Source organism: Modestobacter sp. VKM Ac-2984, assembly GCF_026967985.1.
Lineage (GTDB): Bacteria > Actinomycetota > Actinomycetes > Mycobacteriales > Geodermatophilaceae > Modestobacter.
Genome location: NZ_JAPVBJ010000009.1, coordinates 110,649 through 137,300 on the forward strand (window position 1 = coordinate 110,649; position 26,652 = coordinate 137,300).

Below are 26,652 nucleotides of genomic sequence, written 5' to 3' on the forward strand. Positions count from 1 at the left end.
CGACCGCTGGCCCTACGGTGCCGCCATGAGCGAGGACACGCCCTGGGAACCGCCCTTCGCCGGCACCGAGGCCGAGCACCTGCTCGGGGCGCTGGGCCGGCTGCGCACCACCTTCCGCTGGAAGGCCGCCGACCTGGACACCGCCGGGCTGCAGACCCGGATCGGCGCCTCCGCCCTCACCCTCGGCGGCCTGCTCAAGCACCTGGCGCTGGTGGAGGACGACTGCTCCACCGGACGGCTGAGCGGCGCGCCGATCGGTGAGCCGTGGGAGTCGGAGTGGGGCGGCGGCGACTGGGCCTTCACCTCCGCCGCGGACGACTCCCCCGAGCGGCTCTACGCGCTGTGGGACGACGCCGTCGCGCGCTCCCGCGCCCGGTGGGACGCCGCCCTGGCCGCCGGCGGGATGGACCAGCGGGTCGAGCTGACCGGCCCGGACGGCGAGCACGCCGGTCTGCGCCGCCTGCTGTGCGACCTCATCGAGGAGTACGGCCGGCACACCGGGCACGCCGACCTGCTCCGTGAGGCCGTCGACGGCCTGGTCGGTGAGGACCCCCCACCCGGCTGGCACCCCCGGGTCGGCCACCGCCCGGTCGGCTGACCCACCCCGCAGCCACCAAAATGGCCATCGTGGTGGTCACACGATCCGGACGCGGAGGCGGCGGAAGCCGCGGCCCTTGTTCTCCACCTTCACCACCTCGACCCGGCCGACCATCGCCGTCGACGCCACGTGGGTGCCGCCGTCGGCCTGGGTGTCCAGCCCGACGATGTCCACGATCCGCACCACCTCGATGTCCGGCGGGAGCAGATTGGTCGCGGTCCGGATGATGTCCGGGATCGCGAACGCCTTCTCCCGCGGCAGCTCCCGGACCTCGATCCGGCGGTCGGCGGCCAGCTCGGCGTTCACCGACTCGGCCACCCGGTCCTTGAAGTCGGCCGGCACCTCGGCGAGGTCGAAGTCCATCCGGGCGGTCAGCGGCTCCATGGTGCCGCCGGTGACGAGCGCGCCGAAGTCACGGAAGACGACGCCGGTGAGCACGTGCAGCCCGGAGTGGGTGCGCATCAGCGCGGTGCGGCGTTCGTCGTCCAGCGCGCCGCGCACCGCCGTCCCGGCCGGTGGCAGCGGGTCGCCCTCGACCGGGAGCAGGTAGAGCTCGTCGCCACGGCGGGTGCCGGCGATCCGGGTGCGCACCCCGCCCCACAGCAGCACCCCCTGGTCCGGGGGCTGCCCGCCGCCGCCCGGGTAGAACGCGGAGCGGTCCAGCACGATCCCCTGCTCGGGGTCGGCGGCGACCACGGTGGCGTCCCACTCCCGCACGGTGGCGTCGGCGAGGTCGAGGCGGTGGGTGTGTCCGGCGTGCGCAGCGGCCATGCCGGCATCCTGCCCGCCACGGGCCGGGTGCGGACCAGTCCACCCGCAGTCCAGTCGCCCGCGGGGTCGGGGAAGACCCCTGAAGCACGTACGGTTGCCAGTCGCCGCAGCGCCCCGTCCGCGTGCCACCCCGTCCGAGGAGCAGCCGAAGTTGTCGAGCCCGTCCCAGGACGCCGCCCCCGAGCCGGCCGTCTCCGCCGAGCAGGCCGCCGTCACCGACCTCTACCGACGGCTGGACGCCGCTCGGGAGCTCGCCGTGACCCGGTTCCGGCAGGCGCTGGCCAGCCCGGTGATCAACCCGCAGTCCCTCGGCGAGCGGGAGGCCGCCGCGCGTTTCCACTCGCAGCGGATCACCGCGCTGGACGCCGCCGACCACGGGCTGGTGATCGGCCGGCTGGACCGGGAGGAGCAGCCGGCCCCGCTCTACATCGGCCGGGTCGGGCTGCCCGCCGACGACCCCGCGGGCGACCCGGCGCTGGTCGACTGGCGCGCCCCGGCGTCCCGGCCCTTCTACACCGCGACGCCGTTCCGGCCCGAGGGCGTGGTGCGCCGCCGGCACATCCGCACCCGCAGCCGCGCGGTCACCGCGGTCAACGACGAGGTGCTCACCGTGCGCCCCGAGGAGACCGACGGGCCGGCGCTGACCGGCGAGGCGGCGCTGATGGCCGCGCTCACCGCGCAGCGCACCGGCCGGATGGCCGACATCGTGGCCACCATCCAGGCCGAGCAGGACGCGATCATCCGCAGCGACGCGCGCGGGGTGCTGGTCGTGCAGGGCGGCCCGGGGACCGGGAAGACGGCGGTCGCCCTGCACCGCGCCGCCTACCTGCTCTACACGCACCGCGACCGGCTGGCCCGCAGCGGACTGCTCGTCGTCGGGCCCACGCCCACCTTCCTCCGCTACATCGCCGACGTGCTGCCTGCGCTCGGTGAGACCGGGGTGCTGCTCGCCGGGCTCGGCCAGCTGCGCCCCGGCCTGGACGCCCGCGGCCAGGAGAGCCAGCAGGTGGCGGAGGTGAAGGGCCGGCTGGCGATGGTCGACGTGCTCAAGGCCGCCGTCCGCGACCGGGAGACGGTGCCCCGCGGCGTCCGGGAGCTGCGCATCGACGGGGTGTCGATCAAGCTGCGCTCGGTCGACCTCACCCGCTGCCGCACCGCCGGCCGGCGGGCGTCCCGGCTGCACAACCTGGGCCGGCCGGCGTTCCGCCGGGCACTGGTCGACCTGGTGGCCCAGCGCTACGCCGACCGGATCGGCGCCGACGTGCGCGGCGGCGGCAGCCTGCTGGACTCCCGCGACCTGGACGCGCTGCGGCAGGAGATCGCCGGGGAGACCGCCGTCCGGGCGCTGGTGGACGAGATGTGGCCGGTGCTCACCGCCGAGCAGCTGCTCGGCGACCTGCTGTCCTCCCCCGAGCGCATCCAGCGGGCGACCAAGGGCTGGACCGACGAGGACCGCGCGCTGCTCGCCCGCCCGGCCGGGGCACCGTGGACCCCGGCGGACGTGCCGCTGCTGGAGGAGGCCGACGAGCTCCTCGGTCACGACGACAGCGCCGAGCGGGCTCAGGAGGCGCGCCGCCGCCGGCAGGCCCGGGACGAGGCGCAGGAGACCCTCGACCTCCTGTACGGCTCCCGGTCCACCGACCTCGACGACGACGAGGATGGCGAGGAGCTGACCGCCGGCGACCTGCTGGACGCCGAGATGCTCGCCGACCGCGAGGCCGAGGTCGACGTCCGGTCCGCGGCCGAACGGGCCGCGACCGACCGCACCTGGACCTTCGGGCACGTGGTGGTCGACGAGGCGCAGGAGCTGTCGGCGATGACCTGGCGGCTGCTGGCCCGCAAGTGCCCCACCCGGTCGATGACCGTCGTCGGCGACCTGGCCCAGACCGGCAGCCTGGCCGGCGCCACCGACTGGGGCGCGGTGCTCACGCCGCACGCCGGCGTGCAGTGGCGGCTGGCCCAGCTGACGGTGAACTACCGGACCCCGGCGGAGGTCATGGCGGTCGCCGCCGACGTGCTGGCCGCCGGCGGGGCCGGCACCACCGCACCCCGGTCGGTGCGCAGCACCGGGGTGCCGCCGGTCGCCGAGCGGGTGACCGAGGCGACGCTGCTGCCCCGGCTCGCCGACGTGACCGCCGAGCTGGCCGCCGCCGGGGGCACGGTCGCGGTGATCGTGCCGCCGAGCCGCGTCGACGACGCGGTCGACTGCCTGCGGACCCGCTGGCCGGCCGTCTCCAGCGGCCCGGCCGCGGACTCCTCCGCCGGGCCGGTCGTGCTGGTGCCCGCCGACGCCAAGGGCCTGGAGTTCGACTCCGTGCTGCTCGTCGACCCGGCGGCGGTGCTGGCCGAGGGCGTGCGCGGGCACAGCGACCTGTACGTGGCGCTGACCCGGCCCACCCAGCGGCTGACCGTGCTGCACCCCGGCGAGCTGCCCCGCGAGCTGGACCGGCTGACCGAGCCCCAGCGGGACGAGGCGCAGGTCTGAGCCGGGTCAGCCGACCTGGAGGACCTCGGCCACCGGCCGCCGTCCGGTGGTCACCTGCTCGCCCGACGGGCGCCCCAGCCGCAGCATCATCTGCGGGTGACCGACCAGGTCGAGCCGGGCGGTCAGCCGGTTGCGCACCCAGCCCTGGTCCAGGGCCTGGGTCAGCGGTGAGGCAGCCAGCCCCGCGTCGGTGATCGACAACAGCAGCCGGCCCAGCGCCGTCCCGGCCTGCACCCAGGCCGCCCGGTCGTCGGCCGCGGTGCCCAGCAGCACGACGGAGGGGTGCTCGACCGGCGGTGGCGGGTCGTCGTCGGCCGGCGTCGCCGGGACGTCGTGCGGTCCGCCGCCACCGGCGAAGTCGCGGACGGCGAAGTTCGTCGCGCGGCCCTCCGTGGGCAGCGCCGCGACCGGCACGCCGTCCGGTGCCTCGGGGTCGGTGCGGGTCCACGCCTGCAGCTCGGCCAGGTAGGCCGGGTCCCGCAACTCCTGCTGCTCGCCCTGGTCGAGCAGCACGGCGACCGCCGCCTCCTCCTCCACCCGGCTGATCGGCTTGAGCCAGACGCCGTCGCGGCCGGCCTCGGCCTGCAGCCGGTCGACCAGCCCGGCCGGCAGCGGCTCGGCGAGGAACGGCGCACGATCGGTGTGCCGGGCGTCGATCGCCGCGGCCAGCCGGACGTCGGAGGCGCTGGGCTCGGCCGGCCCCACCACCCGCACGGTGGCCAGGTGCTCCGGATCGGCCGGGTCCGGCACCAGGTCGACGTCGGTGGCGAAGCCGGCGGCCCGCAGCGCCACCACCGCGAAGTGCACGGCCACCCCGCAGCTGAGCACCTGCTGGCGGCCGGTGGGGTCGATCGCCGGCAGGGCCCGGGAGCTGTCGCGCCGCACCTCCAGCCGGTCGCCGGCGGCGGTGAACGTCCAGGGCTGGGTGTTGTGGATCGACGGTGCCCGCACCGCCTGCTCCACGACCTGGGTCCACTGCGCCTGGTCCGGCATGTCGGTCTCCTGTCGCCTTCGGGTACGTCTCCCCCAGCCTCCCCGGGAACGAGCCGCAGGGCAGGGGCCGAAGGTCCCGGGTCAGGCGTCCCGGGTGAGCGCCAGCAGCGCGATGTCGTCGGCGCGGTGCGGACCGGCCAGCTCCGCCAGCAGCCGGTCGCAGAGCTCGTCGGCGCCCGCGGCGGCCCAGCGCTCGGCCGCCGCGCGCAGCCGGGCCAGGCCGGCGTCCAGGTCACTGGTCCGGCTCTCCACCAGGCCGTCGGTGAACAGCAGCAGCGTCGCGCCCGCCGGTACCACCCCGCTCCACTCGACGGCCGGCGCCGGGGGCGCACCGAGCATCCGGCTGGGCACCACCGGCAGGTACTCCGCGCGCCCGTCGACGATGAGCAGCGGCGGCGGGTGACCGGCCGAGGCGACGTGCAGCAGCCCGGTGGGCAGGTCGAGGGTGGCGAAGAGGGCCGTGGCCATCCGGTGCAGCCCGAGCAACGGCCAACTGGCCTGCAGCCGGTCGATGACGGCGGACGGCGGCGGCGCCTCCACCAGTAGTGCCCGGTACACGCTGCGCAGCTGGCCCATCGTCGCCGCCGCGGTGATGTCATGGCCGACCACGTCGCCGACGGCGATCGCCACGTGCTCGCCGGGCAGCGTCGCGACGTCGTAGAAGTCGCCGCCGATCTCCACGCCGGAGGTCGCGGCCAGGTAGCGCACGGCGACGGTCATCCCCGGCACCGCGGGCGGCTGCGGCGGCAGCAGGGTGGCCTGCAGCGTGTGCGAGGTGCGCGACTCCAGCTCGTACCGCTGCGCCTTGCTGAGCACCAGGGACACCTGGTGCGCCAGCTGCTCGACCACCTCGACGTCGGCGGCGCTGAACGGGCCGCGGCGCCGGTCGGTGCTCAGGGTCAGTGCCCCGAGCGAACGCCCCTCCGCGATCAGCGGGACGCTGACGATGCTGGACAGCTCCAGCGCACGTACCGCCGCCAGCTCCCGGGGGTCGCGGACCACCGAGGCGAGCCAGGCCTCGTCGGGTGCGGTGAACCACTGGGTGCGGCCCTCGGCCAGCGCCCGGCGGGCCGGATGGGGCAGCTCCCGCGCCGGCGGCGCCCACTCGAGCAGGCTGTCGACCAGGTGCTGGCGGGCCGGGTCGCCGTGCCGGGCCATCACCCGCCGGGCCCCGTGCTCGCTGACGAGGTCCAGCAGGCAGACGTCGCCCAGCCGGGGCACGGCCAGCTCCGACAGTCGGTCGATGGTCTCGGCCACCCCGGCCGCCCCGGCCATCAGCCGCGCGGCGTGCAGCAGGAAGGCCGAGCGCGCGGCCTGTCGGGTGGTCTCCTCGTGCAGCCGCGCCCGTTCCAGCGCCTGACCGGCCTGGCGACCGAGCGTCCACAGCAGGTCGACGTCGCCGTCGGACAGCGCACCGTCCCGGGGCTCGTCCAGGTCGATGAGGTCGTCGGCCGAGCTGCCCAGGCCGAGCAGCAGCACGCCCAGGCGCCGGGTGTCGGCGGACACCGGGACGACGGCGAGCGCGTGCAGGCCGGCCTCCTCCAGCGCGGTGGCCAGTTCGGGCCGCCGGCCGTGCAGCCGCTCGTCGGGGACGACCACCCGCAGCCCCTCGGCCAGCTCCAGGGCGATCCGCCCGTCGGCCGCCGTGGCCAGCTGGTGCAGCAACGCCTCCGGCAGCCCGTCGCACCGGGCGACGACGAGCTCCGACCGCGTCCCGGCGTCGGCGGCGCTGCCGTCCGGGACGACCGGGCCGCCGGTGACCAGCAGCAGCGCGGCCCCGCGGCTGCGCAACGCCGTCCGCGCCTGCTGCACGACGACCGAGGCGACGTCGGCCACCGACGTCGCGCCGGCCAGCTCCACGACGACCTGCTGCAGCGTCCGGGACCGCATCTCGGAGAGCTCCGCGGCCCGGTGTGCGGCCAGGATCTCCCGTTCGTACCGGCGCCGGGCGGTGGCCTCGAACAAGGTCGCGCGGACCATCAACGGCCGGCCCTCGGGATCGCGCAGCTCCACGGCGTTCACCAGGCACGGCAGCGCCGTGCCGTCCTCCCGGACGACGTCCAGCGCGACCTCACGGACGGCACCCTGCATCCGCAGCAGCGGCGCGAGGTGCGTGTCGTGGAAGACCTGCCCGCCGACGCTGAGCAGATCGCGCAGCCGGGTGCGCAGCACCCGCTCGGCGGGGCGGCCCAGCCAGCTGCAGAGGGTGCGGTTGACCTTGACGATCGTCCCGTCCGGGAGCGTGGACAGGTAGCCGCAGGGCGCGTTCTCGTACAGGTCGGCCGGGTCGTCCTCGAGCAACTGGTCCAGCCGGGCCCGGTCGCCGTCCCCACGGCGCCGCTCGGAGTCGGCCGTGCGGGACGCCGTCACGACCACGCCCGGATGGCGGCCGTGGTCTCCTCGGGTTCGCTCAGGTGCGGGCAGTGCCCGGTGGCGGTCAGCTGGGTGAAGGTCGAGCCGGCGATGTGCTCGTGCACGTACCGACCGGCCGTCTCCGGCGCGATCACGTCCTCCGAGCACTGCAGCACCAGGGTGGGCACGTCGACGCCGGGCAGGTCGGCCCGGTTGTCGGAGAGGAAGGACACCCGGGCGAACTGCCGCGCCACGTCGGGGTCGGTGCGGCAGAAGCTGTTGGTCAGCTCGGCAGCCAGCTCGGGCCGGTCCGGGTTGCCCATGATCACCGGCGCGATCGCGGTCGACCAGCCCAGGTGGTTGGCGTCCAGGTTGTCCAGCAGGTCCTTGATCTGGGCGCGGGAGAAGCCCCCCACGTAGTCCCCGTCGTCGACGTACCGGGCGCTGGGCCCCACCATGACCATCGCCCCGAACAGCTCGGGGGCCTGGGCGTGGGCCAGCACCCCGATCATGGCGCTCACCGAGTGCCCGACGAAGACCGCGTCGCTCAGCTCCAGGTCGCGCATGACCTCGACGACGTCCGCGGCGTACCCGCGCAGGGAGTTGTACTTCACCGGGTCGTAGGCCGAGAGGTCGGAGCGGCCGAAGCCCACGTGGTCGAAGGTGACCACCTGGTGGTCGACCTCGAAGTCCGGGGTGATGAAGCGCCACATGTTCTGGTCGCAGCCGTAGCCGTGCGCGAACACCATCGGCCGCCCCCCGGGTCGGCCACTCACACGGACGTCGTGCCGCGTGCGGACGCTCATGCCCGCGAACCTACGCGACACGTGGGTTCCGGTACCAGGGTGCGCCTGCCGCTCAGTCGGGGCGGACAGCGGTGAGCAGCACCCCGCTGGCCGGTCGGGCCGGGATGCGGCGCAGGGAGATCTCCAGGTCCTGCGGCGGCAGGCTGTACTGCAGCCGGGCCAGCCGGACGGCGAGCGCCGACAGCAGCGCGACGGTGATGTCCTCCCCCGGGCAGCGGTGCCCGGTGCGCGGGTCCCCGGCCCCCTGGGGCACCAGCTCCCACGGGCCGATCCGGCGCACCGCGGCTCCGGCTCCCGCACCGTCCAGGAAGCGCTCGGGCCGGAAGGCGTAGGGCTCCGGGAAGAGCTCGGGGTCGTGGTTCTGCCCGAACAGGTCCAGCAGCACCATCGCCCCGGCGGGCACCGTCTCCCCCTCCCACTCGACCTCGCGCGGCGACCGGCCGCCGATGAAGGGAGCGAACGGGTAGTACCGCCGGACCTCGTGGGCCACCGCGGTGGCGAACGCCGGCTCGCCGGTGCGCAGCCGCTCCCGCATGCCCGGCCAGTGGTGCAGCGCATGCGCCGTGAAGCCGACGAACCAGCAGACCGCGACGGTCGGGCGGATGACGTTGAGCACCTCCACCGCGGCCACCCGCGGCTCCAGCAGCTCCCCGTCGGAGTCGCGGTGGCCGGCGACGACGTCGACCACCGAGCCCGCGGGCACGGTCCGCCGGCCGCCGCGCACCTCCTCGACGATGCCGGCCAGCCAGGCCTCGCGCCGCTGCCGCACCCGGCGGGCCCGCCAGTGCCGAGGAGCTCCGGTGGCGAAGCTGTCGACCATGGTGGTGAGGTCGCGGGCCAGCGCCGGCAGCTCCTCGTCGGTCACCGGCACCGCCGCCCAGTCGCAGACGCCGCGGGTGAGCACCTCGGCGGCGGCGTCCATCAGCACGACCTGCGGCTGCTGGGCCCAGCGCGGCACGGCCTCGTCCCAGGCCGAGGTGACCCGGTCGACGAGGTCGCCGATCCCCTCGCCCATCAGCAGGTGCACGAACATCGCCTTGCGCACCCGGTGGGCCTCGCCGTCGAGGGTGTGCACGGCCCCGTGGCCGAACAAGGTGCTGACGACCGGTTCCGGCAGCGCACCGCTGCGCCGCACGTTGCGCTCGTCGTAGAGGAACCGGGCGCCACCGGCCCCCTCGACGCCGAGCGTCGGGCGCATCATCAACCGGGTGCGCACGCTGTCCCGGCCGACGGCGCGGCGCAGATCGGGCAGCCAGGCATAGCCCCTGGCCAACATCGGGATCGACTGGTCCAACCGGGGCATGCGGATCACGGGGTCTGCGTTGCCCATCCGGTGGACGGGGAAACCGGCGATCGGGTCACGCCCGGGTGCGCGGACCCTCCGGGCCGGCGCCCCGTTGCGCGCGGCCGCGGGTGGTGCTGATCAGTGCCGGGTGGTGCCGCACTCGGCGCAGCGCTTGCGCGCGCTGGCGTTCCTGCGGTGGCAGTTCTCGCACGTCCACAGCGTGCGTTCGATCGTGCGCATCGTCCCGTTCCTCTCGCCCGGCCGGTGTCCCCGGCCTCCCCCTGCGGTGCACCAGGGGTCTCCCGGCCACCACGGAATCGACGCTAGGCCGCGCTGGTGACGGGCAGATGTCCGGCGCGAGACGACTGGACGGCGCACGGCCGTGCCAGGGGACGGGGGTGCTCAGCCCCCGGAACCGCAGCCGCCGGCACCGCACGCGCAGCCACCGCAACCGGCTGCCGGAGCCGGCGCGGGCCGGCGGGCGATCCGGGCCATGCCGACGGCACCGGCCAGGTTGGCCAGGCCCAGGGTCACGACCGCGGCCGCGGCGAGGACACGCGCCGTGGCCAGCAGGGCGTCGACGCCGCCGAGCACGGCGACCGCCACCGCAGCGGCTGCGACCAGCACGGCACCGGCCAGGGCCAGCGGACGGCGGTCGGCGGCGGCGACGGCCAGGACCGGCAGCGCGACCACACCGGCGGCGACGAACAGCCAGCCGGTCGCCGTCGCCGACAGCAGGGCCAGGCCGATGGCGAGGGCCCCGAACCAGACGCCTCCCGCGCCGACCAGTGCGGCCGTGCGCTGCACCGCACCGGTGCGGGCGCCGCGCAGCAGCGCCACCCCCCGGACCACGCCGAACAGGCCGATCGCGCCGAGCAGCACCCGCGGACCGACCCCCGCCCAGGTCAGCGCCAGGACCCCGAGGGCGAGCAGGGCGACGCCCAGCACCGCCATCCGCGGCCAGGTGGAGCGGGCCTGCTCCGGCGTGGGCGGGGTGATCGGGGAGCTCCCGGCCTGCCGGCCGGCGGTCACGGCGTTCGTCACGCCGCCAGTCTCCCTCACCGACCGGGATCCGTCCCGCACGGACCGGTACCGCCACCTGGCCTGCGTGCGCTCCCCCGGCGGTGGACCTGCTGCTGTGCCACGCTGATCGCCGCTTGCGACAGGCGTTCGCCGAGCACACGGCGACACAGGAGGAACGGTCATGGGCACCTCGGGAACCGCGGCGAGAGCCGACCAGGCAGGCAACAGCGATGCACTGGAGCACCTGGCGCGGGTGGGGCTCATCGCCTACGGCGTCGTCCACCTGCTGCTGGCCTGGCTGTCGCTGCAGCTGGCCTGGGGTGGCGGTGGCGGCTCGGCCGACCAGTCGGGCGCGATGTCCACCCTGGCCGCGCAGCCGTTCGGGAAGGCGCTGCTGTGGGTGCTGGCCCTGGGCCTGCTCGCGCTGGCCGTCTGGCAGTTGGCCGAGGTGCTGCGTCACCGGGCCGGCCTGCAGGCCTCGGGCGATGCGCGGAAGGACGCGCTCGCCACGATCGCCAAGGCGATCGCCAAGACCGTCATCTACCTGGTGTTGGCCTACACCGCGATCCGGTTCGCCACCGGTGGTGGGCAGTCCAGCTCGGGACAGGAGGAGCAGGCGGTCGCCGGTGTCCTCGGCTGGCCCGGTGGCCGCTACCTGGTCGGGGCGGCGGCGCTCGCGCTGCTCGGGGTGGGCGCCTACCTGGTGCACAAGGGCGTCACCAAGCGGTTCCTCAAGGAGATCGACACCGTCGACGCCTCGGCGACCCAGCGCCGGCTGATCGAGCGGCTGGGTCAGGTGGGCTACCCGGCGAAGGGGGTCGCCCTGGCGGTCGTCGGTGCCCTCCTCGGCTGGGCGGCGATCACCTTCGACCCGGACAAGGCCGGCGGCCTCGACGACGCGATGCAGACCATCCTGTCCGCGCCGTTCGGTCAGGCCCTGCTGACGCTGGTCGCCCTGGGCATCGCCGCGTTCGGCGTCTTCTGCCTCTTCCGCGCCCGCTTCCCCGAGCGGACCTGACCGGCGCCGGCCGGGCTGCTCCGGCAGCATCAGCGTGGTGAACGTCGTCCCGCAGCGGGTGCACGACGCGGTCGCCCGGGCCCGGGAGGTCACCGACCACCCCGTCCTCGAGCACCTCGCCCGGGTGGGGCTCGTCGCCTACGGCGTGCTGCACCTGCTGATCGGCTGGCTGGCGTCCCGGATCGCCTGGTCCGTGCAGCCGAGCACCGAGGACGCCGACCAGACCGGTGCCCTGCAGGCGATCTCCGGCTCCCCCGGCGGCCGGGTGCTGCTGTGGGTCATCGGTCTGGGGCTGTTCGCCCTCTCGTTCTGGCAGGCCGGTGAGGTGCTGCGCTGGTGGACCGGGCTGCTGCACCCCGCGCGCCGGCTGCGCGCCGCCGTCGTCTGCACCAAGTGCGCGGCGAAGGCGGTCGTCTATGCGGTGCTGGCGGTGACGGCCCTGTTCTTCGCCGTCGGTGCCGGATACCAGGCCGACGAGCGGTTCCAGGCGATGACCGACGACGCGCTGGAGATCCCCGGCGGATCGGCGCTGGTCCTCGCCGTGGGGCTCGGCGTCGCCACGGTCGGGCTGTACTTCCTCGTCCGTGGGGTCACCGGCAAGTTCATGCGCGACGTCGACCTGGACTCCGTCCCCGACGAGTGGGCGACGCGGATCCAGCGGCTGGGCGCAGTCGGCTACGTGGCCAAGGGGGTCGCCTTCACCGTCTCCGGCGGTCTGCTGGTGTACGCGGCGGCCACCCGCGACGTGTCGACCGCGACTGGGCTGGATGGTGCCATGAACGCGATCGGCGGCGTGCCGACCGGGCGCTGGTTGCTCACCGCGGTCGCCGTCGGGTTCGCCGCGTTCGGCGTCTACGCGCTGGTCCGGGCCCGCTACCCCGACCGCGACCCCGCCACCTGACCCGCCCCACCCGAGCACCAAAATGGCCATTTTGGTGGTGCGGCGGACGTGTGCTCGGTCACCGGGGGCGTGACCGCTGGATCAGTCGACGACGGTGAAGACGTCCCACAGGCCGGTGATCTGCAGCGGCCGGACGACGGCGCGCGTCGTCCCGCACCGCACCCGCAGCTCGCGGCCGGCGGCCACTGCTGCCCGGTGGGCGGTCGCCAGGGCGGAGAGCCCGGCGGAGTCGAGGAAGGTGACCCCGCGCAGGTCGACCTCCACGGTCGTGGTGTCCGGGCGCTGGACGACCTCGAGCAGACAGCCGCGCAGCCCGGGGGCGGTGGCGGAGTCGACCTCACCGCTGACGGAGACGGTGCAGCCGGCCGACGAGGTGGCGGCGTGCACGTCGATGCGGGTGGGGTCGATGTCGACGTTGAGTGCGGTCATGCGGACCTCCGGCGTAGCTCGCGTGACCGGTGGCGTCGCCGACCGGCCTCGTGCGCCGAGCAGCGTGCACTCGGTCGCGGCTGGTGGTTGAACCGCACTGCGAACGCTAGGGAACAGGTCGGTTGGGCACAAGTGGCCCTCGGCGTGGCGCGCCCCGCCACGCCGAGGGAGCGATCCCACAGGCTCGGCGTGTCAGCCCCACACCTCCTGCGCGGTCTCCACCACCAGGGCCAGCTTGGCGATCTGCTCGTCGCGGGTCAGGGCGTTGCCCTCGACGGTCGAGGAGAAGCCGCACTGCGGCGAGAGCGCCAGCTGCTCCAGCGGCACGTACTGGGCGGCCTCCTCGATCCGGCGCTTGAGGTGGTCCTTGTCCTCCAGCTCCGGCCGCTTGCTGGTTACCAGCCCCAGGACGACCCGCTTGCCCGGCGGCACGAACCGCAGCGGCTCGAAGCCACCGGAGCGTGCGTCGTCGTACTCCAGGAAGAAGCCGTCGACCTCCAGCCCCCCGAACAACGCCTCGGCGACGAAGTCGTACCCGCCCTCGGCGACCCAGGAGGACCGGAAGTTGCCCCGGCACATGTGCGTGGTGACCGTGAGCCCCTCGGGCCGGCCGGCGAGGGCGGCGTTGATCTGCCGGATGTACCGCTCGTGCTGGTGCTCGGCGTCGCGCCCCTGCTCCGCGAGCTCCGCGCGCTGCGCCGGGTCGTTGAGGTAGGCGAGGCTGGTGTCGTCGAGCTGGAGGTAGGTGCACCCCTGGGCGGCGACCGCCTGCACCTGCTGGCGGTAGGCGGCCGACAGCGCGTCCCAGAAGGCGTCCTCGTCCGGGTAGACGGCCGGGTCGATCGCCGCGGCCCCGCCCCGGTAGTGGACCATCGAAGGCGAGGGGATGGTCAGCTTCGCCGTCTGCCCGGGCTGCACCTGGGACTGCAGGAAGGCCAGGTCGGGGCCGAAGATCGGCTCGTCGATCGACAGCGGCCCCTCGACCCGCAGGCCGGCCGGGGTGAAGTCGATCGTCCCGTCGGCGTTCCTGAAGTGGACCTCGATGTTCTCCTGGACCTTGCTGATGCCGTTGATCGCGTAGATGAAGTCCATGTGCCAGGACGCGCGGCGGAACTCCCCGTCGGTGGCCGTCGACAGGCCGACGTCGGCCTGCATCCGGACGACGTCGGCGATCGCCTCGTCCTCGATCCCGCGCAGCTCGGCGGCGTCGACGTCCCCGGCGGCGAACCGGGCTCGGGCGTCGAGCAGGGCCGGGGGGCGCAGCAGGCTGCCGACGTGGTCGGCGCGGAACGGTGGGCCGGAACGGTCGGACATCTGCCCAGCATGCTCGACCTGCCGCGCGTCGGCCTGTCCGAACGACGCCGGGCCGCACGGGGTGCCCGAGGCCACGCCGGCTGCACAGCCGGCAGGCGGATACTGGACGGCATGTCGAAGCGGACCGTCGTCGCCGGGGTGGCCTGGGTCGTCCTCACCGTGCTGGCCTTCGGCACGGACGTCATCCTGGGCTCGGTCGTGCTGATCTTCGGCGCTGCCGCGGTCGTGGTCGTCCAGCTGTCCAGCACCTGGTCCCAGCACCCGGACTTCGAGACCCGCGAGCTCGCCCGCGCCCGGCGGCGCAAGGCCAAGTGGGAGAAGAACGCCCCCCGCCGGGAGAAGGACACCGCCCGCTACGCCGCCCACCAGGCGCGGCAGGCCGCCAAGGCGCGCGCCGCCGAGGACCGGACGACCGGGGCCTCGACCGCGGACGACCGCACGGCGTCCTGAGCCGACAACCGGTGGCCGGCTGAGCCGATATCCGGTGGACGGGAACGGACGCCGTCCCTACCGTCCTCGACATGGGCGACACCTTCCTGCGGCTGCGGCTGCACACCTCCTGAGCTGATCCGCGGGCGCTGCTGCGCGGCCCCGCCGTCCGCCGGTCCGACGACCGGCCGAGACCGCTCCTCTCCCTCTCCGGCGTGCCTGCGCCGATGTCGCGGGCTGCCCGCTGCCCCTCCTGGAGGCCCCCGTGTCACGACCCACCCCTGCCCTCGACGGCCCGGCCGGCGCGGCCCGCGGCCGGCTCCCCGACGACGCCCACGACGGCTTCGACCGGCTGACGCACGCGGTCCTCGCCGCCCCCGGCGCCGGCCGCCCGGCCGCGCTCGGCGCGGTGCTGCGCGGGCTGCTGCCCGGCACCGCCGGGGTGCGCTGGTTGCACGCCGAGGGCCTGTCCCCGACCTCACGGGCGAGCGACCTCACTGCTGCGCACTGGCTCTCCCTGCACGAGGCCTGGCTGGCCCACGAACGGGCGCCGCGTGCCGGGGGCCGGGCCCCCGGTCACGGCCCGCGCCCGGACAGCCGGCACGGCCACGCACCCGGCGCGCAGGCGATCCCGCGCTACTACTGAGCGCGGAGCGCGCCGGCCCCGTCCTCCTCCCCACGGAGCTCGCGGGAGGAGGACGGGGACCGTCAGCCGACGGCGTCCTCGGCGGCGAACTCGGCCGCGCGGTGCGGATGGGCGAACGCCTCGGCCAGCGCCTGGCGCAACGGCCAGGCCCCGGACCGCCAGGCCAGCGCCCGGCCGAGGGCGGCCGGTGTCCCGTCCACCGCGTCGACGTCGGCGCCGGGCCACCAGGCCACCTCGACCCCGCCGGTCACGGTCAGCGTCGGGTGGACGGCGACCGACCCGGTGAGCTCGGCCAGCCCCAGCCGGGCGGCGGCCAGTCCGGCACCGGGCACCTCCGCCCAGCCCACGGTCCGAGCCGGGCGACTGGTGACCCGGGCGCCGACCTGCTCGCTGGCCAGCGGCACGTCCAGCAGGTCGGCGACCGCGACCGGCCGGCCCCCAGCGGGGACCACGGCCGATGACACCAGTGGCTGTAACCACGGCGCGTCCAGCACGACCGCCTCGGCGCTGACCTGGTCCGGCGCCGTCCGCACCCGCCGCGGCGGCTCGACGTCCACACCGTCCAGCGCCGCGGCGAGCTGGGCGTACACCGTGCGCAGCACGGCTGGGGAGACCGTGCGGGCCGGGTCGCCGAGCCGGTCGAGCAGGTCGATCGCGTCGTCCACGTCGGCCAGCACGTCCGTCACGGTGGCCGGGACGGCGAGCAGGTCGAGCACCGCGGCGGGGAGGTCCCCGACCGGTTCGTACAGTCCCTGCAACTCGACCGCACCGGGTGCCCGCAGCCGGGCCGGCAGCGCCCTGTGCAGCACCGGCGAGGTCCGCAGCCACCAGCGCAGGTACCCCGGGACGGCGGTGCCGCCGAGGTCGACGTCGGCCCGGGCAGCCGGGGGCAGGGCGGCCAGGAGCGGCAGCGCGCGGTCCCAGTCGCGCACCAGCTCGAGGTCCCGCACGCCGGTCAGCACCGGCCACTCCGGCGGTGGCGCATCGGCCGGCAGCCGGTCCAGGACGGCGTCCGCCCACTCCTCGACCCGGTCCACGTCCAGCTCGTCGGGGTCCTCGGCGGTCACCAGGGCGAAGGTGTCCAGCACCCCCACCGCACGCAGTGCGTCGACGTCCTGGGCGCGGGCGAACGCCGGGTCGAGCGCGCCGAGCGCCCCGGGTGCGAGCACGTCGGCCAGCGGTGACCCGGGGCGCACCAGCTCACCGGCGGGCGCCCAGCCGCCGTCGTCGTCGGGCAGGGCCAGCTCCGCCAGCCACGGGAGCTCGCCGGGGACCGGGCCGGCCGCGGCGACGAGCGCGAGGACGGCAACGGCCAGCGGCTCGACGTCCTCCCCGTCGTCCGCCCGGTCCAGCGAGTTCTCCACGGCCGCGCGGACGTCCGGGTCGGCGAGCACCGCCGCCGCGGTCGCCGGCCGTGCACCCAGTCGTTCCAGCACCCGCCGGGCCGGACCGCTCGCCGCGGCCGGGTCGGCGATCCGCAGCCCGAGCGGAGCCAGTCGCCCGGCGGGCAGCGACTCGTCGACGAGCAGCACACCGGCCGGGGTCTGCGCCGTCCGCCCGTCGGCCAGCGGCACCGGCAGGGCGGCGAGCTCGTCCCGGTCGGCGCCGTCCAGCGCGCCGTAGAGCCGGGCCCACCACTCCCCCGGCCGCCGCACCCCGCGAACCGCCTCGACCACGTCGGCCCACCCGGCGCGCCGCACGCCCAGTGCGGCCAGCACCCGGGCGTCGGTGCGCCGGGACCAGCCCGCGGGCAGCAGACCGGGGAGCACACCGACCAGGGCGGCGACGCGTTCCTCGGTCGGGTCGTCCAGGACCACGGCCCGGTCCGGGCGCAGCGGCGGCTCCTCCGGGTCGGCGGCCGGCAGCCATGCGGCCGTGGTGAGCCGGCCGAGTACCGCCCGGCACACCGCGGCGTCCAGTTCGGCGGCCGCCAGCCCGACGGCCGGCACCAGCTGCAGCAGCGCCGGGTCGGCGGGCAGCCCGGCGAGCAGGTCGACGTAGCCCGCGGCGGCGACCTCGACCAGCGCGTCGGTGACCGGGCCGGGAGCGACGTGCCGGCGGTCCGGGCCCAGCGGGAAGGGGGCGATCAGCCGGGCGGGCAGCGACAGCGGCTCGTCGCTCGGGGTCGGCGCGTGCAGCACCTGGCGGCCGGCCAACGGGGCCGGCACCCCGTCGTCGTCGACCGGGACGGCCCAGGTGACGGCGTACCGGCGGCGCTCGCGCTCCTCGACCGGGCGGTCGGCGAACAGGGCCGACGGGAGCTCACCGGTGCGCTGCAGCAGCTGCCAGGTCGTCGTCCTGTCGTCGTCGCCCAGCCGGACCCGCGGACCGTGGTCGGAGCGGGTGAGGCTGCGCACCCGGCCGTCGAGCACCACCTCGACCCAGGTCAGCGCCGGCAGCGCCAGCAGCACCTCTGCCTCCAGTGACTGCAACGACGCCCGCACTGCCTCGGCGGCGTCCGGTCGCAGCGGCAGCACGACCTCGGTGGCGAACCCGGCCGCGGGCCGGCCGTCGACCTCGAACGGCAGCCGCAGCACCGGGACCGCACCGTCCCGACGGGCCAGTTCGGTCTCGAGTGCGGGGACGGCGGCCACCGCCCCCCGGGTGTCGGCGGCGCTGAACCGCACGGAGCGGCCGGTGGAGAGGACGGCCGGCTCGTCGGTCACCGCGAGCACGGCCGCGAAACCGACCCCGAAGCGGCCGACGCTGTCGCCGGTGTCCCGCTTGGCCGACGCCCGCAGGGTCGCCAGCGCCTGCACGCCGTCGTCGTCCAGGGGCGCCCCGGTGTTGGCGGCCCGCAGGACGCCCTCGGTCAGGTCGAGTCGGAGGTGCCCCGGCACCCCGGCCCGGCTCGCCGCGTCGGCGGCGTTCTGGGCGAGCTCGACGAGGAGGCGGTCGCGGTAGCCACCGCGGACCAGGTCCTCCTCGGCGTTGGCGTCCTCCCGGAACCGGGCCGGGGAGTCGGTCCAGGCGGCCAGCACCCGGCGGCGGAGTTCGGCGGGGGTGGACACCGGGGCAGCATGCCGGAGGACCCGCGCTCGAGGTCCCCGGACAGACGCCGAGGGCCCGGCCTGTGCAGGCCGGGCCCTCGACGTGTCGGGGAGTGCGACTCCCGTCAGCGGGAGACGTGCTTGCGCCCCGTGACCGCGACGTAGATCCCGAGCACGACGATCGCGCCGATGATCGAACCGATGATGCCGGCGGTGCCGAGCTCGAAGCCGTTGCCGGTGAACAGGCTCCCGAGCAGGTTGCCGACCAGCGAGCCGACGATGCCGAGCACGATCGTCAGGCCGATGCCGAGGTCCTGCTTGCCGGGGACGACGGCGCGGGCGATGAACCCGGCGATCAGACCGACCACGATGAGCACGATGATGTTCCAGAGCACGAGTGCCTCCTTCTTCCGACGGCGGACCGTCATGCGTCCTGGCGTCTCCAGAAGCAGATGATCATGTCCCCAGGTGGGAACGTGCCCAAACGCGAAGATGATCAATGTTCATCACATTGAGTGACCACGGAGCCCACTGGCGGCCATTCGCTCGCGCACGATCATGGCTCGACCAGCGGTTTCCCTCTGCCGCCGATGATCTCCCTCACGCATCGTGACGTGCCCCACCACGGTCTGCTGCACTGCGGCGCATCGGCCCGACCAACTCAGTAACCTGCGTCACATGTCGCTCAGCGAGCAGGTGCCCGAGGTCTCGGCCGCGTCCGCCGGCAGCCTGGCCACGTTCGAGTCGACGGACCCGGCCACCGGCGCGGTCGTCGCGGTGTTCCCGGTCCACGACGCCGACGCCGTCCGGGAGACCGTGACCCGGGCGCACCCCGCCGCCGCCTCCTGGGCCGCCCTCGGCTTCGCCGAACGGCGGCTCCGGCTGGCGGCCTACCGCGGTCACCTCGCCCGGCGGGTGCACGAGCTCGCCGACCTCGTGCACCGGGAGAACGGCAAGCCGCACGCCGATGCGGTCCTGGAGATCACCCTCGCCATCGACCACCTGGCCTGGGCCGCCGGCCACGCGGAGAAGACCCTCGGCCCCCGCCGGGTCAGGGCCGGGGCGCTCGCGGCCAACCACGCGGCGTACCTGGAGTACCAGCCGCTGGGCGTCGTCGGCGTGATCGGACCGTGGAACTACCCGGTCTTCACCCCGATGGGCTCGATCGCCTATGCGCTGGCCGCCGGCAACGCCGTCGTCTTCAAGCCCAGCGAGTTCACCCCCGCGATCGGCGACTGGCTGGTCGCGGCGTGGCGAGCGGCGGTCCCCGACGTCGCCGACGTCCTGCAGCTGGTGACCGGCTCCGGCGAGACCGGTGCGGCGCTCTGCCGGGCCGGGGTCGACAAGCTGGCCTTCACGGGGTCGGCCGCCACCGGCCGGAAGGTGATGGCGGTCTGCGCGGAGACGCTCACGCCCGTGCTCATGGAGTGCGGCGGCAAGGACGCGATGATCGTCGACGACGACGCCGACGTGAGCGCCGCCGCCGGCGCCGCGGTGTGGGGCGCGATGAGCAACGCCGGGCAGACCTGCATCGGCATCGAGCGGGTGTACGCCACCAGCGCCGTCCACGACCGGTTCGTCGCCGAGGTCACCCGGCGGACGGCCGCGCTGCGTCCCGGCTCGGACGACGGCGCCAGCTACGGCCCGATGACCATGGCGAGCCAGACCGACGTCGTCCGCCGCCACCTGGACGACGCGACGGCCGCCGGTGGGCGCGCGGTGACCGGGGGCACCGTGGACGGCGGGTTCATCGCCCCCACCGTGCTGCTCGGCGTGCCGGAGAGCTCCGCCGCCGTCCGCGAGGAGACGTTCGGCCCCACCCTGACCATCACCGAGGTGCCCGACGCCGAGGAGGGCCTGCGGCGGGCCAACGACTCCAGCATGGGGCTGGGCGGTTCGGTGTTCAGCGGGTCGGCGGACAGGGCGATGGACCTGGCCCGCCGGATGCGCAGCGGGATGACGTCGATCAACTCGGTGCTCACCTTCGTCTCGGTGCCGGCGCTCCCCTTCGGCGGGGTGGGCGAGAGCGGGTTCGGCCGGATCCACGGCGAGGACGGGCTGCGCGAGTTCACCCGGGCCAAGGCGATCACCCGGCAACGGGTCGGGCTGCCGGTGGACCTGATGAGCTTCAGCCGTCCGGCCGGCGCGGCCGACGCGCTCGCCCGGGTGATGCGGCTGGTGCACGGTCGCCACCGCTGAGGAGCGGTCACGGGCCCCTCGATGTGACCAGTCCCTCCCCCGGCTGCGCCCGGTGACCGGCCACGTCTGGCAGAGTGAGCGGGACCGGCGCCGCCCCCCGCTCATCCGAGAGCAGGTGGACTCGACGTCGGCGCGAGGCTGCGCCACCGAGGCGCGCCGGCGACCCGACGTCCGCCCCGGATGACGTTCAGCGGCCCAGCGATGGTGCCCTGCGCCCGGTGGACGAACGGTGGCCACCGGACTGTTGAGGACCCATAGATGACCAACGCCTTCCCCCCTGCCCAGAACGACAGCGCTGACCGCCCGCGCCGTCGCGCCACCCGCCCGTCGGCCCCCGCCGGCCAGGCCCCTGCTGGCCAGGCACCTGCTGGCCAGGCACCTGCTGGCCAGGCACCTGCTGGCCATGGCCCCGCTGGGCACGGCCCCGCCGCACCGTCGGCTGAGGGCAGCTCGGAGGGCAACCGCCGCCGTCGCGGCGGGCGCGGTCGCGGTACCGGCCCCCGCCCGGAGGGCCAGCCGGCCGACACCCGCACCCCGCAGGACCGGGAGACCCGCGCAGCCGAGGCCGTGCCCGTCGCCCCGGTCGTGCCGGCCGGCGACGTCGCCACCGTGCTGCCCACCGACACCACCTTCGCCGAGCTCGGGGTGCCTGCGCCCCTGGTCGAGGTGCTCACCGCCAGCGGCATCACCGCGCCGTTCCCGATCCAGGTCGCCACGCTGCCGGACACCCTGGCCGGCCGGGACGTGCTCGGCCGCGGGCGCACCGGCTCGGGCAAGACGCTGGCCTTCAGCATCCCGCTGGTCGCCCGGCTGGCCGGCTCCACCACCAAGCGCCAGCCCAAGCGCCCGCGCTCGCTGATCCTGGTGCCGACCCGCGAGCTGGCCAACCAGGTCGCCGCCGTCGTCGACCCGCTGGCCCGCGCGCTGGGCATGAAGACCACCGTCGTCTTCGGTGGTGTCGGGCAGAACCCGCAGGTGCAGGCGCTCGCCGCCGGCGTCGACGTGCTGATCGCCTGCCCGGGGCGGCTGGAGGACCTGATCAACCAGCGCCACGCCGACCTCGGCGCGGTGGAGATCACCATCCTGGACGAGGCCGACCACATGGCCGACCTGGGCTTCCTGCCCGGCGTCAAGCGCCTGCTGGACCGCACCCCCAAGGTCGGTCAGCGGCTGCTGTTCTCCGCCACCCTGGACAACGGCGTCGACGTGCTGATCAAGCGCTACCTGTCCAGCCCCACCACGCACTCGGTCGACCCGGCCGTGGCCCCGGTCTCGACGATGACCCACCACGTGTTTCGGGTCGACGCCGCCGACAAGGGCCAGATCGTCCAGGAGCTCGCCTCCGGGCTGGGCCGGACGGTGATGTTCACCCGCACCAAGCACCAGGCCAAGAAGCTCGCCAAGCAGCTGACCGCCGCCGGCGTGCCCGCCGTGGACCTGCACGGCAACCTCAGCCAGAACGCCCGCGAGCGCAACCTCGAGGCGTTCAGCAACGGCGACACCCGGGTGCTCTGCGCGACCGACATCGCCGCCCGCGGCATCCACGTGGACGACGTGGCGATCGTCGTGCACGTCGACCCGCCGGCCGAGCACAAGGCCTACCTGCACCGCTCGGGCCGGACCGCCCGGGCCGGTGCCGGCGGCATCGTGGTCACCATCGCCACGCCCGACCAGGCCGGCGAGGTCCGCACCCTGGCCCGGCAGGCCGGGATCACCCCGGACGTGTCGGCGATCAAGCCCGGCGCCCGGGAGATCACCGCGCTGACCGGCCCGGCCGCGCCGTACGTCGAGCCGGCCCCGGTGGCGGCCCCGCAGCCGCAGGGCACCGGCGGGGGCGGCAACGGCGGCCGCCGTCGTCGCTCCGGTGGCGGTGGCGGCGCGGCCCCCGCGTCGTCCTCCGGCGGTGGCCGCGGCGGGCAGACCCGTTCGGCCGGACCGGCCCGGACCCGCGCCGAGCTCGCCTCCCGGGCCGGTCAGGCCCCCAGCGGTGCCGGCCGCGGCCGCGGGCGCACCGGACGCTGACCCTGAGCTGATCACCCCGGGCTGCGGGCGGTCTCAGCACTGCTGAGGCCGCCCGCAGCCCGTTCTCGTGCCCGGCCCCGGTCGCGGGAGCCCCCGGCGACCCGGATGATGATGTTGAGAACTGCACCATCCCCGGAACGAGTAGAGGTCGCCATGCGCCTGCCCATCACCCCCAGCGAGATCGCCCCGCGCATCGCCACCGGCGCGTTCATCCTGAACTCCGGCCTCGGCAAGCGCGGCGCCGACGAGGCCACCGCGGCAGGCCTGCACGGCTTCGCCGCCGGCGCCTACCCCGCTCTCAAGAAGGTCCCGGCGACCACCTTCGCCAAGGGGCTGTCCACGACCGAGATCACCATCGGCGCCCTGCTGCTGACCCCGTTCGTCCCCGCCGCGGTCGCCGGCGCAGCGCTCACCGGCTTCTCCGGCGGGCTGCTGGGGCTCTACCTGCGCACCCCGGGGATGACCAAGCCGGGCCGCAGCGTGGCCCCCACCCAGGACGGGCTGTCGATCGCCAAGGACGTCTGGATGTTCGGCATCGGGATCGGCCTGCTCACCGAGGCCCTCACCAGCCGCCGCGCCACCCGCCGGGTCGTCCGCTCCCGCCGCAAGTAGGCCGCCGGGCGATCAGCCGGCCTGTTCCTCGGTCACCTCGGCGAGCAGGCCGGCGAGCAGGCCGGCGACGTCGTCCGGGCGGGTTAGCGGGGTCATGTGGGCGGCTCCGGGCAGCTCGACCAGCCGACCACGAGGGGCCGCCACGGCCAGGTGCGCCGCCCACCCCGCGGGGCACAGGGCGTCCCGCGTGCCGCGGACGACGACCACCGGCACCACCACCCGGCGCAGCCGCTCGTCGATGCGGTCGTGCACGGTCCGCCGCCACAGGGCGGCCATGTCCCGGGGTCCGGTCCGCAGCCACTGGGCCACGATCACCGGCACCTGCCACCACTGTTCCCGCAGCGCGGTACGCACCCACCGGCCGGCCAGCACCCGCGTCCGCCGGGTCGCCGGGTCCGTGGCCGGGCCGAGCAGCAGGACGCCGGCCACCCGGGCGTCCCGTTCCGCGGCCGCGACCGCCACCTGACAGCTCTGCGAGTGCGCGACCAGCACGCACCGGCCCGGTCCGAGCGCCGCCAGCAGCTGGTCGGTCAGCTCCTCCAGGGTGCCGACGGGCCCTCGGGCGCCCATGCCCGGCAGCGGCACCACGACGACCCGGGCCCGCCGCCGGACCCGGGCCCAGGACCGTTCGTCGAGACCGAGACCTGGAACGCACACCGCGACGGGAACACCGTTCGCCTCCAGGCTGCTCACCTGGATGCCGACTGTGTCCGGGACGACGGCGCCCCGCGGCGGAGGGCGCCCGAACGTTCCAGAGCAGTAGTGGGAGGATGAGTCATCATGACGACATCAGGAGCCAGTGTGACCCCCGTGACCCAGTCCACCGGACGGCGCCCCCGTGTCGTCATCATCGGGTCCGGGTTCGGCGGTCTCTTCGCCGCCCAGGGCCTGAAGAAGGCCCCGGTCGACGTCACGCTCGTGGCGAAGACGAGCCATCACCTCTTCCAGCCGCTGCTCTACCAAGTGGCGACCGGCATCCTCTCCGAGGGCGAGATCGCCCCGGCCACCCGGGAGATCTTGCGCGACCAGGACAACGCCCGGGTGGTGCTCGGTGAGGTCACCGACATCGACCTGACCGCCCGCACCGTCACCTCCACCGTCCTCGGCCGCACCACGGTGCACGAGTACGACGAGCTCATCGTGGCCGCCGGCGCCGGGCAGTCCTACTTCGGCAACGACCAGTTCGCCGAGTACGCCCCGGGCATGAAGAGCATCGACGACGCCCTGGAGCTGCGCGGCCGCATCTTCGGCGCCTTCGAGCTCGCCGAGCTGGCCACCGACCCGGCCGAGATCGACCGGCTGCTGACCTTCGTCGTCGTCGGCGCCGGCCCGACCGGGGTGGAGATGGCCGGGCAGATCGCCGAGCTGGCCCGCCGCACGCTGCGCAAGGACTTCCGGCGGATCGACCCGACGAGCGCCCGGGTGATCCTGCTCGACGCCGCGCCGAAGGTGCTGCCGCCGTTCGTCGACAAGCTCGGCCAGAAGGCGCACCGGCAGCTCAACGAGATCGGCGTCGAGGTCCAGCTGGGGGCGATGGTCACCGACGTCGACGCCGACGGCATCGTGGTCAAGGACGGCGACGGGCACCAGCGCCGCATCCACGCCGCGACCAAGATCTGGGCGGCGGGCGTGCAGGCCAGCCCGCTGGGCAAGATGCTGGGCGAGCAGTCCGGTGCCGCGGTCGACCGCGCCGGCCGGATCTCGGTGCAGGACGACCTGACGCTGCCGGGCCACCCCGAGGTGCACGTGGTCGGCGACATGATCTCGCTGAAGCGGCTCCCCGGCGTCGCCCAGGTCGCCATCCAGGGCGGCAAGTTCGCCGCGGACGCCGTCAAGGCCCGGGTCGCCGGCCGGCCCACCGCCCCGGAGTTCACGTACTTCGACAAGGGCAGCATGGCGACCATCTCGCGGTTCCACGCGGTCGCCGACACCTGGAAGTTCCAGTTCGGCGGCTTCTTCGCCTGGGTGCTGTGGCTGGGCGTGCACATCATGTACCAGGTGGGCTTCAAGAACCGCTTCACGACGGCGATCCACTGGGCGGTCAGCTTCCTCGGCCGCGGCCGCTCGCAGCGCACGGCCACCCAGCAGCAGGTGTACGGCCGGCTGGCCCTGGAGGAGCTCGGTGCGGACTTCGAGGTCTCCAAGACCGGGGGCCGTCGGCACCTCGGCGAGCCGGTCGACGTGACCGGGCGCGACTCCGCCTGATCGACCCCGCCTGATCGGCTCCTGCCCGACGACGGCCCCGGTCCCGCTGCTGCGGGGCCGGGGCCGTCGTCGTGCGGGGAGGGTCAGAACGGGTAGGCCGGCAGGTCGCCGCGCACCGTGACCCACTGCGTCTCGGTGAACGCCTCGATGTTGGCCTGCGGGCCGCCGTGCCGGGAGCCGGTGCCCGAGGCGCCCACCCCACCGAAGGGGGCGACCGCCTCGTCGTTCACCGTCTGGTCGTTGATGTGCACCAGCCCGGACGGGATCCGCTCGGCCAGCTGCAGGCCGGCGTAGACGTCGCGGGTCAGGATGCCCAGGCTCAATCCGTACTCGGTCCCGGCGGCCATCGCTGCCACCTCCTCCAGCGAGGAGAACGGCGTCACCGGTGCCACCGGGCCGAAGATCTCCTCCTGGTAGGCCGGGGAGTCCACCGGCACGTCGCCGAGCACGGTCGGCCGGTAGAACAGGCCCTCGTACGTGCCGCCGGTGTGCACCGTGGCCCCGCTGTCGATGCTCGCGGTGACCAGGCCGTGCACCCGGTCGCGCTGACCCGCGTCGATGATCGGGCCGAGCGCCACCTGGTCACGCCAGGTGTCCCCGACCGGCAGGTTCTCGACCTTGCTGGTCAGGATGGCGGTGTACTCCTCGGCGATCGACTCGTGCACCAGGTGCCGGCTGGTCGCCATGCAGATCTGCCCCTGGTGGGCGAAGGTGCCCCACGCGCCGACCGAGGCGGCGGCGGTCACGTCGACGTCGCCCATCACGATCAGCGCGGAGTTGCCGCCCAGCTCCAGGTGCGCCCGCTTGAGGTGCTGACCGGCGAGCGCGCCGACCGAGCGGCCGGCCTTGGTGGAGCCGGTGAAGGCGATGATCCGGACGGCGGGGTCGGTGACCAGCGCCTGCCCGACGTCGGCGCCGCCGGGCAGCACCTGGAACACCCCGGCCGGCACCCCGGCCTCCTCGAACACCCGCGCGAACACCGCGCCACCGCAGACGGCGGTGCGCGGGTCGGGCTTGAGGACCACCGCGTTGCCCAGCGCCAGCGCCGGGGCGATGGCCCGGATGGCCAGGATGGTGGGCACGTTGAACGGTGCGATCACCCCCACCACGCCGGCCGGCACCCGCCGGGCGAAGGAGAGCCGCGGTGAGCCGCTGCGCAGCAGCTCGCCGTAGGGGTGGCTGGGCAGCGCGGAGGCCTCGTAGCACTCCTGGGCGCTGGTGTGCACCTGGAAGTCACCGAAGGGCTGGATGGCGCCGGACTCCCGGGCCAGCCACTCCTTGATCTCGGCGGCGTGCGCGGTGAGCAGGTCACCGGCCCGGCGCAGCACCGCGGCGCGCTGCTCGAACGGCAGCGCCGCCCACTCCCGCTGGGCCTGGGCGGCGCGGGCGCCGGCCTTCTCCACGTCGGCGGGGGTGGCCTTGCCGACCTCACCGAGCTCCGCACCGGTGGCCGGCTCGACCGCGGTGTACGTGCCCCCGCTGCCGTCGGTCCAGGAACCGGTCCAGATCTTGCCGCGCCACGCGCCGTCCTCGAGCAGTGCCATGTGGTCCTCGTCTCGTCGATGAGCAGTCGA

Annotated in this window: 21 protein-coding genes and 1 pseudogene; 10 read left to right on the forward strand and 12 right to left on the reverse strand. The window is 75.2% G+C overall.

Annotated elements, in window-relative coordinates:
* The first annotated feature begins 25 nt into the window (after positions 1 to 25).
* Positions 26 to 598 (forward strand): mycothiol transferase, encoded by a 573-nt coding sequence (locus O2W16_RS17765; protein WP_269160147.1) that lies wholly within the window; start codon positions 26 to 28, stop codon positions 596 to 598.
* Between the two features lie 36 nt (positions 599 to 634).
* On the opposite strand, the gene O2W16_RS17770 is transcribed toward O2W16_RS17765, so the two are convergent.
* Complete coding sequence (locus O2W16_RS17770; protein WP_269160148.1) at positions 635 to 1,369, reverse strand: alanyl-tRNA editing protein; 735 nt, start codon at positions 1,367 to 1,369, stop codon at positions 635 to 637.
* A 151-nt stretch (positions 1,370 to 1,520) separates the two neighbouring features.
* On the opposite strand from O2W16_RS17770, the gene O2W16_RS17775 reads away from it, so the two are divergent.
* A complete protein-coding gene (locus O2W16_RS17775) occupies positions 1,521 to 3,854 on the forward strand; it encodes a HelD family protein (protein WP_269160149.1) in 2,334 nt (777 codons plus the stop codon).
* A gap of 6 nt (positions 3,855 to 3,860) precedes the next feature.
* Here O2W16_RS17775 and O2W16_RS17780 read toward each other — a convergent pair.
* From O2W16_RS17780 to O2W16_RS17800, 5 genes and pseudogenes are all read right to left on the reverse strand, one after another.
* A pseudogene (locus tag O2W16_RS17780) lies at positions 3,861 to 4,868 on the reverse strand (Acg family FMN-binding oxidoreductase); the annotation flags it as partial.
* Between the two features lie 60 nt (positions 4,869 to 4,928).
* Complete coding sequence (locus O2W16_RS17785) at positions 4,929 to 7,223, reverse strand: SpoIIE family protein phosphatase (protein WP_269160151.1); 2,295 nt, start codon at positions 7,221 to 7,223, stop codon at positions 4,929 to 4,931.
* Positions 7,214 to 8,005: an alpha/beta fold hydrolase gene (locus O2W16_RS17790; RefSeq protein WP_269160152.1), complete on the reverse strand. Its 792-nt coding sequence runs from the start codon at positions 8,003 to 8,005 to the stop codon at positions 7,214 to 7,216. The genes O2W16_RS17785 and O2W16_RS17790 overlap by 10 nt, the downstream gene beginning before the upstream one ends.
* 52 nt (positions 8,006 to 8,057) lie before the next feature.
* Positions 8,058 to 9,308 (reverse strand): cytochrome P450, encoded by a 1,251-nt coding sequence (locus tag O2W16_RS17795; protein ID WP_269160153.1) that lies wholly within the window; start codon positions 9,306 to 9,308, stop codon positions 8,058 to 8,060.
* 384 nt (positions 9,309 to 9,692) lie between these two features.
* Positions 9,693 to 10,334, reverse strand: a complete 642-nt coding sequence (locus O2W16_RS17800; protein WP_269160154.1) for a hypothetical protein — start codon at positions 10,332 to 10,334, stop codon at positions 9,693 to 9,695.
* Between the two features lie 160 nt (positions 10,335 to 10,494).
* Here O2W16_RS17800 and O2W16_RS17805 point away from each other — a divergent pair, with 160 nt between their 5' ends.
* Entirely contained in the window at positions 10,495 to 11,331 is an 837-nt protein-coding gene (locus tag O2W16_RS17805; protein WP_269160155.1) for a DUF1206 domain-containing protein, read from the forward strand.
* A 37-nt stretch (positions 11,332 to 11,368) separates the two neighbouring features.
* Entirely contained in the window at positions 11,369 to 12,232 is an 864-nt protein-coding gene (locus O2W16_RS17810; protein WP_269160156.1) for a DUF1206 domain-containing protein, read from the forward strand.
* An 81-nt stretch (positions 12,233 to 12,313) separates the two neighbouring features.
* On the opposite strand, the gene O2W16_RS17815 is transcribed toward O2W16_RS17810, so the two are convergent.
* Both O2W16_RS17815 and O2W16_RS17820 read right to left on the reverse strand, forming a co-directional pair.
* A complete protein-coding gene (locus O2W16_RS17815; protein ID WP_269160157.1) occupies positions 12,314 to 12,661 on the reverse strand; it encodes an STAS domain-containing protein in 348 nt (115 codons plus the stop codon).
* 192 nt (positions 12,662 to 12,853) lie between these two features.
* Positions 12,854 to 13,975 carry a 5-methyltetrahydropteroyltriglutamate--homocysteine S-methyltransferase gene (locus O2W16_RS17820; protein WP_269160158.1) on the reverse strand — a complete coding sequence of 374 codons (1,122 nt, stop codon included), beginning with the start codon at positions 13,973 to 13,975 and terminating at the stop codon, positions 12,854 to 12,856.
* A gap of 111 nt (positions 13,976 to 14,086) precedes the next feature.
* On the opposite strand from O2W16_RS17820, the gene O2W16_RS17825 reads away from it, so the two are divergent.
* Positions 14,087 to 14,425 (forward strand): hypothetical protein, encoded by a 339-nt coding sequence (locus O2W16_RS17825; protein WP_269160159.1) that lies wholly within the window; start codon positions 14,087 to 14,089, stop codon positions 14,423 to 14,425.
* A gap of 244 nt (positions 14,426 to 14,669) precedes the next feature.
* A complete protein-coding gene (locus O2W16_RS17830) occupies positions 14,670 to 15,050 on the forward strand; it encodes a hypothetical protein (RefSeq protein WP_269160160.1) in 381 nt (126 codons plus the stop codon).
* 62 nt (positions 15,051 to 15,112) lie between these two features.
* On the opposite strand, the gene O2W16_RS17835 is transcribed toward O2W16_RS17830, so the two are convergent.
* Positions 15,113 to 18,061 carry a sacsin N-terminal ATP-binding-like domain-containing protein gene (locus tag O2W16_RS17835; RefSeq protein WP_269160161.1) on the reverse strand — a complete coding sequence of 983 codons (2,949 nt, stop codon included), beginning with the start codon at positions 18,059 to 18,061 and terminating at the stop codon, positions 15,113 to 15,115.
* A 104-nt stretch (positions 18,062 to 18,165) separates the two neighbouring features.
* Positions 18,166 to 18,468: a GlsB/YeaQ/YmgE family stress response membrane protein gene (locus O2W16_RS17840; protein WP_269160162.1), complete on the reverse strand. Its 303-nt coding sequence runs from the start codon at positions 18,466 to 18,468 to the stop codon at positions 18,166 to 18,168.
* Positions 18,469 to 18,718: 250 nt separating this feature from the next.
* On the opposite strand from O2W16_RS17840, the gene O2W16_RS17845 reads away from it, so the two are divergent.
* The 3 genes from O2W16_RS17845 to O2W16_RS17855 all read left to right on the forward strand — a co-directional run bounded on the left by O2W16_RS17845 (position 18,719) and on the right by O2W16_RS17855 (position 22,873).
* On the forward strand, positions 18,719 to 20,239 hold the full coding sequence (locus tag O2W16_RS17845; protein ID WP_269160163.1) for an aldehyde dehydrogenase family protein: 1,521 nt from the start codon (positions 18,719 to 18,721) through the stop codon (positions 20,237 to 20,239).
* A gap of 567 nt (positions 20,240 to 20,806) precedes the next feature.
* A complete protein-coding gene (locus tag O2W16_RS17850) occupies positions 20,807 to 22,261 on the forward strand; it encodes a DEAD/DEAH box helicase (RefSeq protein ID WP_269160164.1) in 1,455 nt (484 codons plus the stop codon).
* A gap of 153 nt (positions 22,262 to 22,414) precedes the next feature.
* Positions 22,415 to 22,873, forward strand: a complete 459-nt coding sequence (locus O2W16_RS17855; RefSeq protein ID WP_269160165.1) for a hypothetical protein — start codon at positions 22,415 to 22,417, stop codon at positions 22,871 to 22,873.
* A gap of 12 nt (positions 22,874 to 22,885) precedes the next feature.
* On the opposite strand, the gene O2W16_RS17860 is transcribed toward O2W16_RS17855, so the two are convergent.
* Positions 22,886 to 23,566: an alpha/beta fold hydrolase gene (locus O2W16_RS17860; protein WP_269160166.1), complete on the reverse strand. Its 681-nt coding sequence runs from the start codon at positions 23,564 to 23,566 to the stop codon at positions 22,886 to 22,888.
* A gap of 108 nt (positions 23,567 to 23,674) precedes the next feature.
* Between O2W16_RS17860 and O2W16_RS17865 the strand changes: the two genes are divergently transcribed.
* Positions 23,675 to 25,078 carry an NAD(P)/FAD-dependent oxidoreductase gene (locus O2W16_RS17865; protein WP_269160167.1) on the forward strand — a complete coding sequence of 468 codons (1,404 nt, stop codon included), beginning with the start codon at positions 23,675 to 23,677 and terminating at the stop codon, positions 25,076 to 25,078.
* A gap of 83 nt (positions 25,079 to 25,161) precedes the next feature.
* On the opposite strand, the gene O2W16_RS17870 is transcribed toward O2W16_RS17865, so the two are convergent.
* Positions 25,162 to 26,622, reverse strand: a complete 1,461-nt coding sequence (locus tag O2W16_RS17870) for a benzaldehyde dehydrogenase (protein ID WP_269160168.1) — start codon at positions 26,620 to 26,622, stop codon at positions 25,162 to 25,164.
* Positions 26,623 to 26,652: the final 30 nt, after the last annotated feature.

Bases quoted from the DNA above. Each gene is read 5' to 3' on its own strand.
- O2W16_RS17820 (WP_269160158.1), bottom strand. From the start codon at position 13,975: ATGTCCGACCGTTCCGGCCCACCGTTCCGCGCCGACCACGTCGGCAGC.
- O2W16_RS17845 (WP_269160163.1), top strand. From the start codon at position 18,719: ATGTCGCTCAGCGAGCAGGTGCCCGAGGTCTCGGCCGCGTCCGCCGGC.
- O2W16_RS17870 (WP_269160168.1), bottom strand. From the start codon at position 26,622: ATGGCACTGCTCGAGGACGGCGCGTGGCGCGGCAAGATCTGGACCGGT.
- O2W16_RS17815 (WP_269160157.1), bottom strand. From the start codon at position 12,661: ATGACCGCACTCAACGTCGACATCGACCCCACCCGCATCGACGTGCAC.
- O2W16_RS17805 (WP_269160155.1), top strand. From the start codon at position 10,495: ATGGGCACCTCGGGAACCGCGGCGAGAGCCGACCAGGCAGGCAACAGC.
- O2W16_RS17790 (WP_269160152.1), bottom strand. From the start codon at position 8,005: ATGAGCGTCCGCACGCGGCACGACGTCCGTGTGAGTGGCCGACCCGGG.
- O2W16_RS17770 (WP_269160148.1), bottom strand. From the start codon at position 1,369: ATGGCCGCTGCGCACGCCGGACACACCCACCGCCTCGACCTCGCCGAC.
- O2W16_RS17765 (WP_269160147.1), top strand. From the start codon at position 26: ATGAGCGAGGACACGCCCTGGGAACCGCCCTTCGCCGGCACCGAGGCC.
- O2W16_RS17825 (WP_269160159.1), top strand. From the start codon at position 14,087: ATGTCGAAGCGGACCGTCGTCGCCGGGGTGGCCTGGGTCGTCCTCACC.
- O2W16_RS17795 (WP_269160153.1), bottom strand. From the start codon at position 9,308: ATGCCCCGGTTGGACCAGTCGATCCCGATGTTGGCCAGGGGCTATGCC.
- O2W16_RS17855 (WP_269160165.1), top strand. From the start codon at position 22,415: ATGCGCCTGCCCATCACCCCCAGCGAGATCGCCCCGCGCATCGCCACC.
- O2W16_RS17840 (WP_269160162.1), bottom strand. From the start codon at position 18,468: ATGACGGTCCGCCGTCGGAAGAAGGAGGCACTCGTGCTCTGGAACATC.